We start from the raw sequence: 16,186 nt of genomic DNA, 5'->3' as shown, positions 1-16,186 counted from the left end.
GTAGGACCAGTGGGCGCACAGTCTAACCGTAAAGACCGCTTTGGCAATGCAGCGCCCGTATTGCCGGGCTTTTGAGCGGCCATGCGTGAAAGGACCTTGAAAGAAACTGGTCCTACCAGTGGTTTTACCGGTGGACGCTGGGAAGGGCCTTGGCTAAAGATGCGTCATAACACCGCAGTCGGCTGATGGCTGTGAGACAAACCGATGAGCGCCTGAACTGCCATGAACATCCTCTACGACGAGCGCGTCGACGGGGCCCTGCCCAAGGTCGACAAGGCTGATCTGCTGGCCGAGCTGCAACGCGAGCTGCCGGACCTGGAGATCCTTCACCGCACCGAGGACCTTCGCCCCTACGAGTGCGACGGCCTGTCCGCCTACCGCACCACGCCAATGCTGGTGGTGCTGCCCGAGCGGGTCGAGCAGGTCGAGGCGATCCTCAAGCTCTGCCATCGCCGTGGCGTGCCGGTGGTGGCGCGTGGTGCAGGCACAGGGCTCTCCGGCGGTGCGCTGCCGCTTGAGCAGGGCGTGCTGCTCGGCATGGCGCGCTTCAACAAGATTCTCGAAGTCAACCCGCAGGGCCGCTACGCCCGGGTGCAGCCCGGCGTACGCAACCTGGCGATTTCCCAGGCCGCCGCGCCGTTCGAGCTGTATTACGCGCCGGACCCGTCCTCGCAGATCGCCTGTTCGATCGGCGGCAACGTGGCCGAGAACGCCGGCGGCGTGCACTGCCTCAAGTACGGCCTGACCGTGCACAACCTGCTCAAGGTCGAGATTCTCACCGTCGAAGGCGAGCGGATGACGCTCGGCAGTGATGCCCTGGATGCGCCGGGCTTCGACCTGCTGGCGCTCTTTACCGGCTCCGAAGGCATGCTCGGCATCGTCACCGAGGTGACCGTCAAGCTGCTGCCCAAGCCGCAGGTGGCCAAGGTGCTGCTGGCGAGCTTCGATTCGGTGGAGAAGGCCGGTCGCGCGGTCGGCGACATCATCGCCGCGGGCATCATCCCCGGCGGGCTGGAGATGATGGACAACCTGGCCATCCGCGCCGCCGAAGACTTCATCCGTGCCGGCTACCCGGTCGAGGCCGAGGCCATCCTGCTGTGCGAGCTGGACGGCGTCGAAGCCGACGTCCGCGACGACGTCGAGCGTGTGCGCCAGGTGCTGGACGCGGCCGGCGCCACCGAGGTGCGGCTGGCGAAGGACGAGGCCGAGCGCATCAAGTTCTGGGCCGGACGCAAGAACGCCTTCCCGGCGGTCGGGCGGATTTCGCCGGACTACTACTGCATGGACGGCACCATCCCGCGGCGCGAGCTGCCGGGCGTGCTCAAGGGTATCGCCGACCTGTCCGCCGAATACGGCCTGCGCGTGGCCAACGTCTTCCACGCCGGCGACGGCAACATGCACCCGCTGATCCTCTTCGATGCCAACACCGAGGGCGAGCTGGAGCGCGCCGAGGCGCTGGGCGGCAAGATCCTCGAGCTGTGCGTGAAAGTCGGCGGCTCGATCACCGGCGAGCACGGCGTCGGGCGCGAGAAGATCAACCAGATGTGCGCGCAGTTCAACGCCGACGAGCTGACCACCTTCCATGCGGTCAAGGCGGCGTTCGACCCCACCGGCCTGCTCAACCCCGGCAAGAACATCCCGACGCTGCACCGCTGCGCCGAATTCGGCGGCATGCACGTGCACGGCGGCCAGTTGCCCTTCCCCGAACTGGAGCGCTTCTGATGGCTTTTTCCTACGACGCCAGCGGCGAGCTGATCGCGCAGGTCAACCAGGCGATCGCCGACAGGACCCCGCTGAACATCCAGGGCAGCGGCAGCAAGGCCTTCCTCGGGCGGCCGGTGGACGGGCGTGTGCTCGACACCCGTGCCCACCGCGGCATCGTCACCTATGACCCGACCGAGCTGGTGATCACCGTGCGTGCCGGCACGTCGCTGCTCGAACTCGACCGCGCGCTGGACGAAGCCGGGCAGATGCTGCCCTGCGAGCCGCCGCGCCTCGGTGAGGGCGCCACCGTCGGCGGGATGATCGCCGCCGGGTTGTCCGGGCCGCGTCGCCCCTGGAGCGGCTCGGTGCGCGACTTCGTGCTCGGCAGCCGGGCGATCACCGGCGAGGGCAAGCACCTGCGCTTCGGCGGCGAGGTGATGAAGAACGTCGCCGGCTACGACCTTTCGCGCCTGATGGCGGCGAGCTTCGGCTGCCTCGGCGTGCTCACCGAGGTCTCGCTCAAGGTGCTGCCCAAGCCGCGCCTGACCCGCAACCTCAGGATCGAGATGGACGTCCAGCGCGCCCTGCAGAACCTCGCCGAGTGGGGCCAGCAGCCGGTGCCGATCAGTGCCGCCAGCTACGACGGCGGCGCGCTGCACTTGCGCCTGGAAGGCGGCGAGGGCTCGGTGAATGCGGCGTGCGACCGCTTCGGCGGCGACGAGCTGGACGTCGGCTACTGGGACGACCTGAATGAGCAGCGCCTGGCGTTCTTCCGCGACCCGCGCCCGCTGTGGCGACTGTCGCTGCCGAACGCCACGCCGCCGCTGGCCCTGCCCGGCGAGCAGCTGATCGACTGGGGCGGCGCACAGCGCTGGCTGAAGTCCGACGCCGAAGCGACCGCCATCCGCGCCATCGCCAGCGAAGTGGGCGGCAGCGCCACCTGCTTCACCGCCGGCGCCACCGACAGCCCCTTCCAGCCCTTGTCGGCGGCGCTGCTGCGTTATCACCGGCAGCTGAAGGCGGCGCTCGACCCCCACGGCATCTTCAACCCCGGCCGGATGTACGCCGAGGTCTAAGAGGTAGTACCCGATGCAAACGAACCTGAGTGAAGCCGCCAAGCGCCTGCCACGTGCCGAAGAGGCCGAAAGCATCCTGCGCAACTGCGTGCATTGCGGCTTCTGCAACGCCACCTGCCCGACCTACCAGATCGTCGGCGACGAACTCGACGGTCCGCGCGGGCGCATCTACCTGATGAAGCAGGCGCTCGAAGGCGGCGAGATCAGCGGCTCGACCCAGATGCACCTGGATCGCTGCCTGAGCTGCCGCAATTGCGAGACGACCTGTCCCTCGGGTGTCGATTACCACAACCTGCTCGACATCGGCCGCGGCTTCATCGAGCAGCAGGTGCCGCGTTCGCCGCGCGACCGCCTGCTGCGCGCCGGCCTGCGCACCGTGATCCCGCGCGCCGGGCTGTTCAAGGCCCTGCTGCGCGCGGGCAATGCGTTCCGCCCGCTGCTACCTGACAGCCTGACGTCGCATATGCCGCGCGAAGCCGTTCCGGCACGGCCTCGGCCGCAGGTGCAGCATGCGCGCAACGTGCTGATCCTCGAAGGCTGCGTGCAGCCGAGCCTGTCGCCGAATACCAACGCGGCGACTGCACGGGTGCTGGATCGCTTCGGCATCAGCCTCACGCCGGCCCGCGAGGCGGGCTGCTGCGGCGCAGTGGACTACCACCTCAATGCCCAGGACGCCGGGCTCGACCGCGCCCGCCGCAACATCGACGCCTGGTGGCCGGCCATCGAGGCCGGCGCCGAGGCCATCGTGCAGACGGCCAGCGGCTGCGGCGCCTTCGTCAAGGATTACGGCCACCTGCTGCGCGGCGACCCGCAGTACGCCGAGAAGGCCCGCCGCGTGAGCGCGCTGGCCAAGGACCTGGTCGAAGTTCTGCGCGAGCAGGACCTCGAGAAGCTGGCCATCCAGACCGACAAGCGCATGGCCTTCCATTGCCCTTGCACGCTGCAGCACGCACAGAAGCTCGGCGGTGCGGTCGAATCGGTGCTGACCCGCCTGGGCTTCACCCTGACGCCGGTGCCCGATGCCCACCTGTGCTGCGGCTCGGCCGGCAGCTATTCGATCACCCAGCCCGAGCTGTCCAAGCAGCTGCGGGACAACAAGCTCAACGCGCTGGAAAGCGGCAACCCGGAGGTCATCGTCACCGCCAACATCGGCTGCCAGACGCACCTGGACGGCGCCAACCGCACGCCGGTGCGGCACTGGATCGAGATCGTCGACGAGGCGATGGCGTGAGCCTGCTTCCGCTCACGCCTGCAAGGACGATCGTAGGAGCGAGCCCGCTCGCGAAGGGCTGCGCCTCGGCGTCGAACCGGTTCGCGAGCAAGCTCGCTCCTACCGCCATCGGTGCGAGCCAGCCCAGCGGCGGGAAAGGCTGCGCCGGTTCCCACCCTACCGGCCAACCCGGCAGAGAAAGACGTAGGGCGGACATCTCGCGCAGCGAATGCCCGCCGGGCCGGCCCAGGCCAGCTCACGCACAACCTAAAGATCCAGACAGGAGACCAAGATGAAAACCAAAGCCGTACTGACCCAGACCGAAGTCGCCAGCATCCTGGCCGCCGCCCGTGCCGAAGCGCAGAACAACGGCTGGGCCGTGACCATCGTGGTCTCCGACGACGGCGGCCACCCGCTGGCGCTCGAGCGCCTCGACGGCTGCGCCCCGATCGGTGCCTACATCGCCACCGAGAAGGCCCGCAGCGCCGCCATCGGCCGTCGCGAGACCAAGGGCTACGAGGACATGGTCAACGGCGGCCGCACGGCGTTCGTCTCTGCGCCCATCGTCACCGCGCTGGAGGGCGGCGTGCCGGTGATTGTCGACGGCCAGGTGATCGGTGCGGTCGGGGTCTCTGGCGTCACCGCGGCCCAGGATGCCCAGATCGCCAAGGCCGGCGTTGCCGCCCTCAGCTGACCGACTGGAGAATCGTTATGACCGAACGCATCACGCTGCACCGCCTGCAGGTCGCCAAGAACCTGCATGCCTTCATCGAAAACGAAGCCCTGCCGGGCACCGGCATCGACGGCGCCGCCTTCTGGAAAGGCCTGGACGCCCTGGTGCATGACCTGGCGCCGAAGAACCGCGCGCTGCTCGCCGAGCGCGACCGCCTGCAGACCGAGCTGGACGCCTGGCATCGCGAGCACCGTGGGCCGATCAACGACATGCCGGCCTACCGCCGCTTTCTCGAGTCGATCGGCTACCTGCTGCCTGACCCGGGCCAGGTGCAGGCCGAAACCGCGAATGTCGATATCGAAATAGCCCAGCAGGCCGGCCCACAGCTGGTGGTGCCGGTAATGAACGCCCGCTACGCGCTGAACGCCGCGAACGCCCGCTGGGGCTCGCTGTACGACGCGCTCTATGGCACCGATGCCATCAGCGAGGAGGGCGGCGCGCAGAAGGGCCCGGGCTACAACGAGGTGCGCGGGGCCAAGGTCATCGCCTTCGCCCGCAACGTGCTCGACCAGGCCGCGCCGCTGGCGCAAGGGTCGCATGCCGACTCGGTGGCCTATCGCATCCAGGACGGCCAGCTCCAGGTGACCCTGGAGAATGGCAGCACCACCGGCCTGGCCCAGCCCGAGAAGTTCGTCGGTTACCAGGGCGAGGCAGTCGAGCCGAAGGCCGTGCTGCTGAAGAACAACGGCCTGCACATCGAGATCCAGATCGACCCGAACAGCCCGATCGGCCAGACCGACCCGGCCGGCGTGAAGGACCTGCTGGTCGAAGCGGCGGTCTCGACCATCCTCGACTGCGAGGACTCGGTCGCCGCGGTGGATGCCGAGGACAAGGTGCTGGTCTACCGCAACTGGCTCGGCCTGATGAAGGGCGACCTGCAGGAGACCTTCGACAAGGGCGGCCGGCCGATGACCCGGCGCCTGAACGCGGACCGCGAGTACCGCACGCCAACCGGCGGCGAGCTGAAGCTGCACGGACGCTCGCTGTTGTTCATCCGCAACGTCGGCCACCTGATGACCAACCCGGCGATCCTGCTCGAAGACGGCAGCGAGATCCCCGAGGGCATCCTCGACGGCGTGTTCACCAGCCTGATCGCCAAGCACGACCTGCAGCGCAAGGGCAATTCGCGCACCGGCAGCGTCTACATCGTCAAGCCGAAGATGCACGGCCCGGCGGAAGTCGCCTTCGCCGACGAGCTGTTCGGCCGCGTCGAAGACCTGCTCGGCATGCCGCGCTACACCCTGAAGATGGGCATCATGGACGAGGAGCGCCGCACCTCGGTGAACCTCAAGGCCTGCATCGCGGCGGCCAGGCACCGCGTGGCCTTCATCAACACCGGCTTCCTCGACCGCACCGGCGACGAGATGCACAGCTGCATGGAAGCCGGCCCGGTGCTGCGCAAGGGCGACATGAAGGGCAGCGCCTGGATTCAGGCCTACGAGCGCAACAACGTGCTGGTCGGCCTCGCCTGCGGGCTGCGCGGCAAGGCGCAGATCGGCAAGGGCATGTGGGCCATGCCCGACCTGATGGCCGCCATGCTCGAGCAGAAGATCGGCCACCCGAAATCCGGCGCCAACACCGCCTGGGTGCCGTCGCCGACCGGCGCCACGCTGCATGCGCTGCACTACCACCAGGTGGACGTCCAGGCTGTGCAGAGCGAGCTGGAGACGGTCGACCTGGCCGCCGAGCGCGAGTCGCTGCTCAATGGCCTGTTGACCATCCCGGTGGTCGCCGAGCCGAGCTGGAGCGACGCCGAGAAGCAGCAGGAGCTGGACAACAACTGCCAGGGCATCCTCGGTTACGTGGTCCGCTGGGTCGAGCAGGGCGTCGGGTGCTCCAAGGTGCCGGACATCCATGACGTCGGCCTGATGGAAGACCGCGCGACGCTGCGCATCTCCAGCCAGCACATCGCCAACTGGCTGCATCATGGTGTGGTCAGCGAAGCGCAGGTGCGCGAGACATTGGAACGAATGGCCAAGGTCGTCGATCAACAGAATGCTGGCGATCCGCTATATCGGCCGATGAGCCAGGACTACCAGGGCTCGGCCGCCTTCCAGGCTGCGTGCGACCTGGTGTTCAAGGGCCGCGAACAGCCCAGTGGCTACACCGAGCCGCTGCTGCACCAGTGGCGGCAGACGTTCAAGCGCAAGGTCGGATGAGGGTCCGCCTGAGGCGATGACAACAGCCCCGGTCGCTTGTAAAGCGCCGGGGCTTTCGAGCATTGGCACCGACCGTTTGGCGCATCCGGTCGGTGCTTCCGGACCCGAGCCTTGCGGCAAGGGACCATGCGGGGCACCGGGCGGTCCGTCGGCCAACCGGTTGAAGAAGTGGTTCACAACAAGAAAAAGGACCCAACAACATGAGTCAAACGCTGCTCTCGATCCTGGCCTTCGTGCCGCTGGTGCTGGCGGGGGTGTTACTGATCGGCTTTCGTTGGCCGGCCAAGTACGCCATGCCGCTGGTGTTCGTCCTGACCGCCTTCATCGGCCTCTGGGCCTGGGACATGACCTTCAACCGGGTCCTGGCCTCGACCCTTCAGGGCCTCATCCTCACCGCCGCGATCCTCTGGATCATCTTCGGCGCCATCCTGCTGCTCAACACGCTCAAGCATTCTGGCGGCATCGCCGCGATTCGCCGGGGCTTCTCCGGGATCAGTCCCGACAAGCGCGTTCAGACGCTGATCGTCGCCTGGCTGTTCGGCTGCTTCATCGAGGGGGCTTCGGGCTTCGGCACGCCGGCCGCGGTGGCCGCGCCGCTGATGGTCGCACTCGGCTTCCCGGCGCTGGCCGCGGTCGTCATGGGCATGATGGTGCAGTCCACGCCGGTCTCCTTCGGTGCGGTCGGCACGCCGATCCTGGTCGGCGTCGCCGGCGGCCTGGACAAGACCGGCCTGAGCGAGCAGCTCACGGCGGTTGGCAGTGACTGGCCGACGCTGTTCCACCTGATCTACTCGCGCGTCGCGATCATCCATGCACTGTGCGGCATCCTCATGCCGCTGTTCATGCTGTGCATCCTGACGCGCTACTTCGGGCGCAACCGCTCCTGGAAAGAAGGCCTGGTGATGGCACCGTTCGCCATCTTCACCGCGCTGTGCTTCGTCATTCCCTATGCGCTGGCGGGCGTCTTCCTCGGGCCGGAGTTCCCCTCGATGATCGGTGCGCTGGTCGGCCTGGCCATCGTCGTGCCGGCCGCCAAGGCGGGCTTCCTGCTGCCGAAGGAGACCTGGGACTTCGCCCCGGCCAGCGAATGGCCCGCCGAGTGGATGGGCAAGATCGAGATGAAGATCGAGGACGTCGCCGGCAAGACGCCGATCTCCGTGCCGATGGCCTGGGCGCCGTACCTGCTGCTGGCGATCTTCCTGGTGATGTCGCGCGTGTTCCCCGAGCTCAAGGCGACGCTGCTGGCGGTGTCCTATGGCTGGACGAACATCCTCGGCGAAACCGGGGTCTCCGGTGCGCTGGAGCCGCTGTATCTTCCGGGCGGCATCCTGGTGTTCGTGGTGATCATCACCTTCTTCCTGCATCGGATGAAGGCGAGCGAGCTGGGCGCCGCGATCTCCGAGTCGAGCAAGACGCTGCTGGGCGCCGGCTTCGTGCTGATCTTCACCATCCCGATGGTGCGGATTCTCATCAACTCGGGCGTCAACCAGTCGGACCTCGTCTCCATGCCGGTCGCGATGGCGCAGCTGGTGGCTGACAGCGTGGGCGCGGTGTATCCGTTCTTCGCCCCGGCCGTGGGTGCGCTGGGTGCGTTCATCGCCGGTTCCAACACCGTGTCGAACCTGATGCTGTCGCAGTTCCAGTTCAACACGGCCGGCCTGCTGGGCATCTCCGGCGCGCTGATGGTGGCCTTGCAGTCGGTCGGTGCGGCGGCGGGCAACATGATCGCCATCCATAACGTCGTGGCCGCCTCGGCGACCGTCGGTCTGCTGGGGCGTGAAGGCGTGACCCTGCGCAAGACCATGCTGCCGACCCTGTACTACCTCATCATGGCCGGCACCATCGGCATGATCGGGTTCTACGTGCTGGGTCTGGGCGACCCGCTGGTGGGCGCGCCCGTGGTGCGTTGATCAACCTGAACCACGAAACGGGCGGCCTAGTGCCGCCCGTGTCGTTTGTGGTTTGGCGAACCGGGCGCTTTTGCGATAGCGTGCCCGGCGCAATCGAATACGAGGACTGACCGATGAAGAAGTGGCAATGCGTAGTCTGTGGCTGGATCTACGACGAAGCGCAGGGCTGGCCGGACGACGGCATCGCGCCCGGTACCCGCTGGGAAGACGTGCCCGAGGACTGGGTCTGCCCCGATTGCGGCGTCGGCAAGATGGATTTCGAGATGATCGAAATCGCCTGATCCGCCCGGCGCGGCGCCACCTGGCCAGCGCCGTTTCACCGATCGCCACGAGGCCCGTCATGAAACAAGCTCCCCTGGTCATCATCGGCACCGGCCTGGCCGGCTACAACCTTGCGCGCGAGTGGCGCAAGCTCGATACCGACACCCCGCTGGTCATCGTCACCGCCGACGATGGCCGCTCCTATTCCAAGCCGATGCTGTCCACCGGCTTCGGCAAGAACCTCGACGTCGAGCGCCTGGCGATGTCCAGCGCCGGCAAGATGGCCGAGCAGCTCAACGCCGAGATTCGCACCCACACCCGCATCACCCGGCTCGATCCGGCCAACCGCCGGGTGTGGATCGGCAATGAACCGCTCGACTACCGCGACCTGGTGATCGCCTGGGGCGCGCAGACGTTGCGCGTGCCGCTCGAGGGCGATGCCAGCGATCGCGTCTTCCCGATCAATGACCTGCTCGACTACGACCGCTTCCGCCAGGCCGCGCACGGCCAGCGCCGGGTGCTGATCCTGGGCGCCGGGCTGATCGGCTGCGAATTCGCCAACGACCTGTTGCAGGGCGGCTATGAGGTCGACCTGGTCGCGCCCTGCGCGCAGATCATGCCGGGCCTGCTGCCGCCGGAGCCCGCCCGCGCGGTGCAGCAGGGCCTCGAGGCGCTGGGTGCACGCTTCCACCTCGGGCCGATCGTCGAGCGACTCGACCGGGCCGGCGATGCGCTGGTCGCGACCCTGTCGAACGGACGCACGCTGGCCTGCGACCTGGTGGTCAGCGCCGTCGGCCTGCGTCCGCGCACCGAACTGGCCGAAGCCGCCGGGCTCGAGACGGCGCGCGGCATCGTCGTCGACCGCCAGCTGCGCACCACCGCACCGCATGTCTACGCGCTCGGCGACTGCGCCGAGGTCGACGGCATCAACCTGCTCTACGTCATGCCGCTGATGGCCGGCGTCCGCGCCCTGGCTCGCACCCTCACCGGGACCCCGACGGCCGTCAGCTACGGGCCGATGCCGGTCACGGTGAAGACGCCCGCCTGCCCGCTGGTGGTCTCGCCGCCGCCGGCCGGGCATGACGGGCGCTGGACCGTCGAAGGCGTGGCGCCCGACATCAAGGCGCTCTGCCATGACGCCGACGGCAAGCTGCTGGGCTATGCGTTGACCGGCGCGGCGGTGCAGGAACGGCTGGCACTGAACAAGCTGTTGCCGCCGGTTCTGGCGGAACTGCCGCACGTTCTGTCGTTCAAGCCGTCGCCTTGACGCATTCAGGTCCCGGCCGGGACTGGCGCAGGTAGCGGCGGCGTGCCATCCTCGCCACTGTCTGCCCCAGCCTAGAGCTGTCGCAGGGCCCTCCGGCTGTCTTCGCGGCAGCCAGGACACAACAACAAAAACACCTGAACGAGGTTACCAATGCGCAAACCGGAACTCGCCGCGGCGATCGCCGAAAAGGCCGATCTTTCCAAGGACCAGGCCAACCGCGTGCTCAACGCACTGCTCGATGAAATCACCAACGCCCTGAACCGCAAGGACAGCGTCACGCTGGTCGGCTTCGGCACCTTCATGCAGCGCCACCGCGGTGCACGAACGGGCAAGAACCCGCAGACCGGCGAGCCGGTGACGATCAAGGCCAGCAACACCGTGGCGTTCAAGCCGGGGAAGTCGTTGCGCGACGCGATCAACTGACCGTCCAGTCACCCGGAGCCTTGGGCTCCGGGTGGTCTCGAAGCCGATACAACCCCGCCGCACGCCCGCTAGAATCGCGTTTTACCTCCGAGACACCCCCGATGAAATTCCGCCTTCTCCTGTGGATCATGGCTTGGCGCATGGCCCGGGTCAGCCGTAGCAACCCCGAATTTCGCAAGCAGCTCGAAGGCCGCGACCTGGTGTTCCAGTTGCACACGCTCGACGGCAAGGTGGCGCGCCATTTCATCGTCAAGGACGAACGCGTCAGCAGCCGCGGCGGCAAGGCCGCGTCACCGGCATTCGCCATCGGCTTTCGCGACGGCGCCTACGCCTACGAGACCCTGACCGCCGGCAACAAGCAGCTGGCGTTCATGCAGGGCATCCAGAACAAGGACATCCAGATCCAGGGCAACCCGGCGCTGGTGATCTGGTTCCAGGGCCTGACGCGCTACCTCAAGCCGAAGAAGAAAAAATCCGCGGCGGCCTGAACCGCCGCACCGGCCGCCGAAACCGGGTCGCGACCCTCGCGCCCACGGCGGTACGCCTCATCCCTGCTCGCGCCGCCACAGCGCGGCCTCGTCCTTCAACCAATCCTTGAACGCGATCAGCCCCGCCGACTCCACCTTGCGCTCGGGGATCATCAGGTAATAGCCACGCGTCCCGCTGCGGTACACATGGGGGTGCGCCGGCACCAGCCGGCCGTCGGCCAGTTCGCGCTGGATCAGGAACGGCGGAATCAACGCCACGCCCATGCCATGCTCGGCGGCCTGCGCGAGCATGGAGAACAGCTCCAGCCGCGGGCCGGTCATGTCGCGCGCGACCTTCAGGCCGAGCGAGTCGAACCACTGGCGCCAGGCATAGGGCCGGGTGGTCTGCTGCAACAGCGGCAAGCGCGCCAGGGTGTCGAGGTCGAGCTGGCCGGCGCCGTCCAGCAGGGCGGGACTGCACACCGGTTGCAGGTCCTCGTGCATCAGAAAGTGCGCCTCGGTACCGGACCAGTCGGCATCGCCGAAATAAAGGGCGGCGTCGAAGTCCGTGTCGGCGAACAGGAAGGGGCGGGTCCGGTTGGTGAGGTTGACCGTGATCTGCGGCTGCCGGGCCTGGAAGTGGCGCAGCCGCGGCAGCAGCCACTGGGTGCCGAACGTCGGCACCACGGCCAGCTCCAGGCTGGTCGCGCCCTGCTGGCCCATCACGGACAGCGTGTCGCGCTCGACCGCATCGAGCTGGCTGGCGATCCGGCGCGCATAGGACTGGCCGGCCTCGGTGAGCTGGACGCCACGCCGAGAACGGCGAAACAGGGCCAGGCCGAGAAAATCCTCCAGTCCGCCGATCTGCCGGCAGATGGCGCTCTGGGTCAGCGACAGTTCCTCGGCGGCGCGGGTGAAGCTCTGGTGGCGGGCGGCGGCTTCGAACGCGATCAGGGCGGCGGTGCTGGGTATCTTGCGGCGCATGTATGCGAGACCCTCACAGGAAATGTCGCAAGTGGGTCGGCAAGCTTACGTCGAAGTGCAGGATACGCACAGGTCGGTGCTGAATCCTCGTTTGTCAGGCGGTGGCGATCGACCTAGCATCCGGTCATTCCCGCTCGTGCGGGGGCGCGTGTGCGGGCGGTGGCAACCGCAGCTCGCGTGGCGCCCGCGAGCAGAAACCCACGCTTTCGAGGATTGCGCATGGCCGGTAATGCACGTTTCAACTGGGAAGACCCGCTGCTGCTCGACCAGCAGCTCACCGAAGAAGAACGCATGGTGCAGGCCAGCGCCCGGCAGTTCGCCGCCGACAAGCTGGCGCCGCGCGTGCTCGAGGCCTTCCGCCACGAAAGGACCGACCCGGCGATCTTCCGCGAGATGGGCGAGACCGGCCTGCTCGGCGCGACCATCCCTACCGAATACGGCGGCAGTGGCCTGAACTACGTGTGCTACGGCCTGATCGCCCGCGAGGTCGAACGCATCGACTCGGGCTACCGCTCGATGATGAGCGTGCAATCGTCGCTGGTCATGGTGCCGATCAACGAATTCGGCAGCGAGGCGACCAAGCAGAAGTACCTGCCCAAGCTCGCCAGCGGCGAATACATCGGCTGCTTCGGCCTGACCGAACCCGATCACGGCTCCGACCCCGGCTCGATGGTCACCCGGGCGAAGAAGGTCGACGGCGGCTACCGCCTGTCCGGCGCCAAGATGTGGATCACCAACAGCCCCATCGCCGACGTCTTCGTGGTGTGGGCCAAGGACGACGAGGGCGCCATCCGCGGCTTCGTGCTGGAAAAGGGCTGGGAAGGACTGTCCGCGCCGGCGATCCACGGCAAGGTCGGGCTGCGCGCCTCGATCACCGGCGAGATCGTCATGGACAACGTGTTCTGCCCCGAGGAGAACGCCTTCCCCGACGTGCGTGGCCTCAAAGGTCCCTTCACCTGCCTCAACTCGGCCCGCTACGGCATCAGCTGGGGCGCGCTGGGCGCCGCCGAGTTCTGCTGGCATACCGCGCGCCAGTACACGCTCGATCGCAAGCAGTTCGGTCGCCCGCTGGCCGCTAACCAGCTGATTCAGAAGAAGCTCGCCGACATGCAGACCGAGATCACCCTGGCCTTGCAGGGCTGCCTGCGCCTGGGGCGGATGAAGGACGAAGGCACCGCCGCGGTGGAAATCACCTCGATCATGAAGCGCAACAGCTGCGGCAAGGCCCTCGACATCGCCCGCATGGCCCGCGACATGATGGGCGGCAACGGCATCAGCGACGAGTTCGGGGTCGCGCGGCATCTGGTCAATCTGGAAGTCGTGAACACCTACGAAGGCACGCATGACGTTCACGCGCTGATCCTCGGACGGGCGCAGACGGGCATCCAGGCGTTTTTCTGATAGCCGCGCTGCATCCCGAAGCGGAACCGGGGGTTTCCGCTTCGGGCTCCGGCACCCTTCCTCCCTGAACCTTCTCTGTGCCTCGTTTTCCCAAGGGTGTTACCGAACACTTGGCGGACGAGCTGAACATGGACCTTGCGAACTACCGATCGACCTGGCGCGTGGCTGTCGTGCTGTGTCTGTCGTGGCTGCTGGCTGGCTGCGGCGTGAACACCATTCCCGAACTCGACGAGCAGGTGAAGTCAGCCTGGGCGCAGGTCGAGAACCAGTACCAGCGCCGCGCGGACCTGATTCCCAACCTGGTGGAGACGGTCAAGGGTTACGCCGAGCAGGAGCGCGAGACGCTCACCGAGGTGATCGAGGCGCGTGCCAAGGCGACCTCCATCCAGGTCGACGCCAGCACCCTCGACGATCCGGAAAAGATTCAACAATTCCAGGCGGTGCAGGCGCAGCTCACTGGCGCCCTGAGCCGGCTGATGGCGGTCGCCGAACGCTACCCGGACCTGAAATCGAACCAGAACTTCCTGGCCCTCCAGTCGCAACTCGAAGGCACCGAGAATCGCATCGCGGTCGCGCGCCGCGATTTCATCCAGGCGGTCGAGCGCTACAACACCGAGATTCGCACCTTCCCGGGGCGCATCTGGCACAGCGTGCTGTATGACGACCTGCCGCTGCGGGAGAACTTCGAGGCCACCACCGAGAACGCCGAGCAGGCGCCGCAAGTGAAGTTCTGATGAAGCCGCTCACGCTCGCGTTGCTCGTCCTGCTGGCCTGGGTCGGTACGGCGGTGGCGCAGGATTTCCAGGCCCCACCGCTGACCGGTCGCGTGGTCGACCGCGCCGAGATGCTCGACCCAGTCGCCGAGGCGCGGCTGACCCGGATGCTGGCCGGGCATGAGGACGCCAGTGGCGAGCAGGTCGTGGTCGTCACGCTGCCCGATCTGCAAGGCCGGACGATCGAGGAGGTCGGGCTGCAGCTCGGTCGCCAGTGGGGCATCGGCGAGAAGGGCAAGGACACCGGCGCGCTGCTGGTCGTGGCACGCGACGAGCGGCGCATCCGCATCGAGGTCGGCTATGGGCTGGAAGGCCGGCTGACCGACGCCGAGTCGTCGCTGATCATCAACCGGATCATGGTCCCCGCGTTCCGGCAGGGTGCGTTCGAGCGCGGCATTCTCGAGGGCGCCGCCGCGATGGTGCAGGTGCTGGGCGGCGATCCGCTGACGGCACCCACTTCGGCCACGCAGCCATTGCCGATGCACGGCTCGCCTGAGGGCGGGCTGCCGGTGCTGTTCTTTTTCCTGATGCTGGTGGTGATGTTTCTGGTCGGCGGCCGACGCGGACGCCGAGGGGGCATGGGGCGCGCCGTGCTCGCCGGCGCGTTGCTCGGCGGCATGGGCCGCGGCGGCGGTGGCGGCTTTGGCGGTGGCGGCTTCGGCGGCGGTGGCGGTGGTTTCGGTGGCGGAGGCGCTTCCGGTGGCTGGTGAATCGAGAGGACACGCATGACGCTTTTGACAGAAGCCGAGCAACGACAGGTCGCCGAGGCCATCGCCCGGATCGAGCGCGGCACCGATGCCGAGCTGGTGACCGTGCTGGCGGCCCAGGCCGACGACTATCACTACATCCCGCTGCTGTGGGCGAGCCTGATCGCGCTGGTTGTGCCCGGCGTACTCCTGCTGTTCGGCGACGGCTGGCTGGGCGCCGGGACGCTGATGATGCTGCAATGGGGCCTGTTCATCGTCCTCGCGCTGCTGTTCCGCATCCCGTCGCTGACCACGCGGTTGGTGCCACGCGGTGTGCGTCACTGGCGGGCGTGCAACCTGGCGCGTCGGCAGTTCGTCGAGCAGAACCTGCACCACACCGACGGCGACACCGGCGTGCTGATCTTCGTCTCCGAAGCCGAGCGCTATGTCGAGATTCTGGTCGACCGCGGCATTTCGAGCCGTGTCGACAACCAGGTATGGCAGGGCATCGTCGACACCTTCACCGACCACGTTCGGCAGGGGCAGGTGCTCGAGGGCTTCCTCGTCTGCATCGATGCCTGCGGCGCGGTGCTGCACGACAAGGTGCCGGCCACCCATGCCCGCGACGAACTGCCCAACCGATTGGTGGTGCTCGACTGACAGACCCGGCCGCCGGCGTTTAAGTCCGAGGCCACGGCGGTCGCCTCTTCCGTGCACCACAACGCAACCGCCATGCGCCGCCTGCAAAGGCCGGCGCCGGGCGGGCTTCACCGCACGGGAGCGGACATGCGCCAGCACAGACGGGTTTCCTACCGCTACATCTCTTCCATCCGCGTGACCAACCGCCTGAGCGGCGACGACATGGGCTATGTCGGCGACCTGTCGCTGGGCGGCCTGCGAATGGTGGCGAGCGAGCCACTGGTGGTCGGCGGCTGCTACGAGATCACGCTGCACGTGCCCGAGCACGGCGAGCGGGTGGCGGACGTGCCGGTCACGGTGATCTGCCAGTGGTCGCGGCGCGACAGTCGGCGCGGCAGCTTCGAGATGGGCTTCTCGCTGGACCGCCCGGCGCCCGAGTTCTCCCTGCTGGTGCAGGGCCTGCTCAAGCGCCGGCAAGGGGCCTGGTGATCGG

Annotated in this window: 16 protein-coding genes; 15 read left to right on the top strand and 1 reads right to left on the bottom strand. The window is 67.6% G+C overall.

Annotation, left to right across the window (positions count from 1 at the left end; all coding sequences use genetic code 11):
- Positions 1-222: 222 nt before the first annotated feature.
- The 10 genes from glcD to D7325_RS05355 all read left to right on the top strand — a co-directional run bounded on the left by glcD (position 223) and on the right by D7325_RS05355 (position 11,231).
- A complete protein-coding gene (glcD, locus tag D7325_RS05400) occupies positions 223-1,722 on the top strand; it encodes a glycolate oxidase subunit GlcD (RefSeq protein WP_120994506.1) in 1,500 nt (499 codons plus the stop codon).
- On the top strand, positions 1,722-2,780 hold the full coding sequence (gene glcE / locus D7325_RS05395) for a glycolate oxidase subunit GlcE (RefSeq protein WP_120994505.1): 1,059 nt from the start codon (positions 1,722-1,724) through the stop codon (positions 2,778-2,780). The genes glcD and glcE overlap by 1 nt, the downstream gene beginning before the upstream one ends.
- A 13-nt stretch (positions 2,781-2,793) precedes the next feature.
- On the top strand, positions 2,794-4,011 hold the full coding sequence (gene glcF / locus D7325_RS05390; protein ID WP_120994504.1) for a glycolate oxidase subunit GlcF: 1,218 nt from the start codon (positions 2,794-2,796) through the stop codon (positions 4,009-4,011).
- A gap of 271 nt (positions 4,012-4,282) precedes the next feature.
- The gene (locus tag D7325_RS05385) at positions 4,283-4,684 is read left to right on the top strand and encodes a heme-binding protein (protein ID WP_120994503.1); all 402 of its coding nucleotides are present in this window, start codon (positions 4,283-4,285) and stop codon (positions 4,682-4,684) included.
- 17 nt (positions 4,685-4,701) lie between these two features.
- On the top strand, positions 4,702-6,882 hold the full coding sequence (locus D7325_RS05380; RefSeq protein ID WP_120994502.1) for a malate synthase G: 2,181 nt from the start codon (positions 4,702-4,704) through the stop codon (positions 6,880-6,882).
- A gap of 200 nt (positions 6,883-7,082) precedes the next feature.
- Positions 7,083-8,792 carry an L-lactate permease gene (locus D7325_RS05375; RefSeq protein WP_120994501.1) on the top strand — a complete coding sequence of 570 codons (1,710 nt, stop codon included), beginning with the start codon at positions 7,083-7,085 and terminating at the stop codon, positions 8,790-8,792.
- Positions 8,793-8,905: 113 nt separating this feature from the next.
- Positions 8,906-9,073: a rubredoxin gene (locus tag D7325_RS05370; protein ID WP_120994500.1), complete on the top strand. Its 168-nt coding sequence runs from the start codon at positions 8,906-8,908 to the stop codon at positions 9,071-9,073.
- A gap of 59 nt (positions 9,074-9,132) precedes the next feature.
- The gene (locus tag D7325_RS05365) at positions 9,133-10,320 is read left to right on the top strand and encodes an NAD(P)/FAD-dependent oxidoreductase (RefSeq protein ID WP_120994499.1); all 1,188 of its coding nucleotides are present in this window, start codon (positions 9,133-9,135) and stop codon (positions 10,318-10,320) included.
- 150 nt (positions 10,321-10,470) lie between these two features.
- Positions 10,471-10,743, top strand: a complete 273-nt coding sequence (locus D7325_RS05360) for an HU family DNA-binding protein (RefSeq protein ID WP_120994498.1) — start codon at positions 10,471-10,473, stop codon at positions 10,741-10,743.
- Positions 10,744-10,844: 101 nt separating this feature from the next.
- Positions 10,845-11,231, top strand: coding sequence for a helicase (locus D7325_RS05355; RefSeq protein ID WP_120994497.1), 387 nt, complete (start codon positions 10,845-10,847; stop codon positions 11,229-11,231).
- A gap of 57 nt (positions 11,232-11,288) precedes the next feature.
- Here the strand turns inward: D7325_RS05355 and D7325_RS05350 are convergent, their stop codons facing one another.
- Positions 11,289-12,194, bottom strand: coding sequence for a LysR family transcriptional regulator (locus D7325_RS05350; RefSeq protein WP_120994496.1), 906 nt, complete (start codon positions 12,192-12,194; stop codon positions 11,289-11,291).
- Between the two features lie 219 nt (positions 12,195-12,413).
- On the opposite strand from D7325_RS05350, the gene D7325_RS05345 reads away from it, so the two are divergent.
- The 5 genes from D7325_RS05345 to D7325_RS05325 all read left to right on the top strand — a co-directional run bounded on the left by D7325_RS05345 (position 12,414) and on the right by D7325_RS05325 (position 16,182).
- Positions 12,414-13,595 (top strand): acyl-CoA dehydrogenase, encoded by a 1,182-nt coding sequence (locus D7325_RS05345; protein WP_120994495.1) that lies wholly within the window; start codon positions 12,414-12,416, stop codon positions 13,593-13,595.
- A gap of 128 nt (positions 13,596-13,723) precedes the next feature.
- Complete coding sequence (locus D7325_RS05340) at positions 13,724-14,329, top strand: LemA family protein (RefSeq protein ID WP_120994494.1); 606 nt, start codon at positions 13,724-13,726, stop codon at positions 14,327-14,329.
- Positions 14,329-15,078 (top strand): TPM domain-containing protein, encoded by a 750-nt coding sequence (locus D7325_RS05335; protein WP_120994493.1) that lies wholly within the window; start codon positions 14,329-14,331, stop codon positions 15,076-15,078. The genes D7325_RS05340 and D7325_RS05335 overlap by 1 nt, the downstream gene beginning before the upstream one ends.
- A 15-nt stretch (positions 15,079-15,093) precedes the next feature.
- Entirely contained in the window at positions 15,094-15,714 is a 621-nt protein-coding gene (locus D7325_RS05330; protein ID WP_120994492.1) for a TPM domain-containing protein, read from the top strand.
- Positions 15,715-15,840: 126 nt separating this feature from the next.
- Entirely contained in the window at positions 15,841-16,182 is a 342-nt protein-coding gene (locus tag D7325_RS05325) for a PilZ domain-containing protein (protein ID WP_120994491.1), read from the top strand.
- Positions 16,183-16,186: the final 4 nt, after the last annotated feature.

The sequence above is a fragment of the Stutzerimonas urumqiensis genome (genome assembly GCF_003640395.1).
Classification (GTDB): Bacteria; Pseudomonadota; Gammaproteobacteria; order Pseudomonadales; family Pseudomonadaceae; genus Stutzerimonas; species Stutzerimonas urumqiensis.
This window is presented reverse-complemented; position numbering and strand designations above follow the sequence as displayed.

Bases quoted from the DNA above. Each gene is read 5' to 3' on its own strand.
- D7325_RS05340 (WP_120994494.1), top strand. From the start codon at position 13,724: ATGGACCTTGCGAACTACCGATCGACCTGGCGCGTGGCTGTCGTGCTG.
- D7325_RS05335 (WP_120994493.1), top strand. From the start codon at position 14,329: ATGAAGCCGCTCACGCTCGCGTTGCTCGTCCTGCTGGCCTGGGTCGGT.
- D7325_RS05355 (WP_120994497.1), top strand. From the start codon at position 10,845: ATGAAATTCCGCCTTCTCCTGTGGATCATGGCTTGGCGCATGGCCCGG.
- D7325_RS05350 (WP_120994496.1), bottom strand. From the start codon at position 12,194: ATGCGCCGCAAGATACCCAGCACCGCCGCCCTGATCGCGTTCGAAGCC.
- D7325_RS05345 (WP_120994495.1), top strand. From the start codon at position 12,414: ATGGCCGGTAATGCACGTTTCAACTGGGAAGACCCGCTGCTGCTCGAC.
- glcD (WP_120994506.1), top strand. From the start codon at position 223: ATGAACATCCTCTACGACGAGCGCGTCGACGGGGCCCTGCCCAAGGTC.
- D7325_RS05380 (WP_120994502.1), top strand. From the start codon at position 4,702: ATGACCGAACGCATCACGCTGCACCGCCTGCAGGTCGCCAAGAACCTG.
- D7325_RS05365 (WP_120994499.1), top strand. From the start codon at position 9,133: ATGAAACAAGCTCCCCTGGTCATCATCGGCACCGGCCTGGCCGGCTAC.
- D7325_RS05360 (WP_120994498.1), top strand. From the start codon at position 10,471: ATGCGCAAACCGGAACTCGCCGCGGCGATCGCCGAAAAGGCCGATCTT.
- D7325_RS05385 (WP_120994503.1), top strand. From the start codon at position 4,283: ATGAAAACCAAAGCCGTACTGACCCAGACCGAAGTCGCCAGCATCCTG.
- D7325_RS05370 (WP_120994500.1), top strand. From the start codon at position 8,906: ATGAAGAAGTGGCAATGCGTAGTCTGTGGCTGGATCTACGACGAAGCG.
- glcE (WP_120994505.1), top strand. From the start codon at position 1,722: ATGGCTTTTTCCTACGACGCCAGCGGCGAGCTGATCGCGCAGGTCAAC.
- D7325_RS05325 (WP_120994491.1), top strand. From the start codon at position 15,841: ATGCGCCAGCACAGACGGGTTTCCTACCGCTACATCTCTTCCATCCGC.
- glcF (WP_120994504.1), top strand. From the start codon at position 2,794: ATGCAAACGAACCTGAGTGAAGCCGCCAAGCGCCTGCCACGTGCCGAA.
- D7325_RS05330 (WP_120994492.1), top strand. From the start codon at position 15,094: ATGACGCTTTTGACAGAAGCCGAGCAACGACAGGTCGCCGAGGCCATC.
- D7325_RS05375 (WP_120994501.1), top strand. From the start codon at position 7,083: ATGAGTCAAACGCTGCTCTCGATCCTGGCCTTCGTGCCGCTGGTGCTG.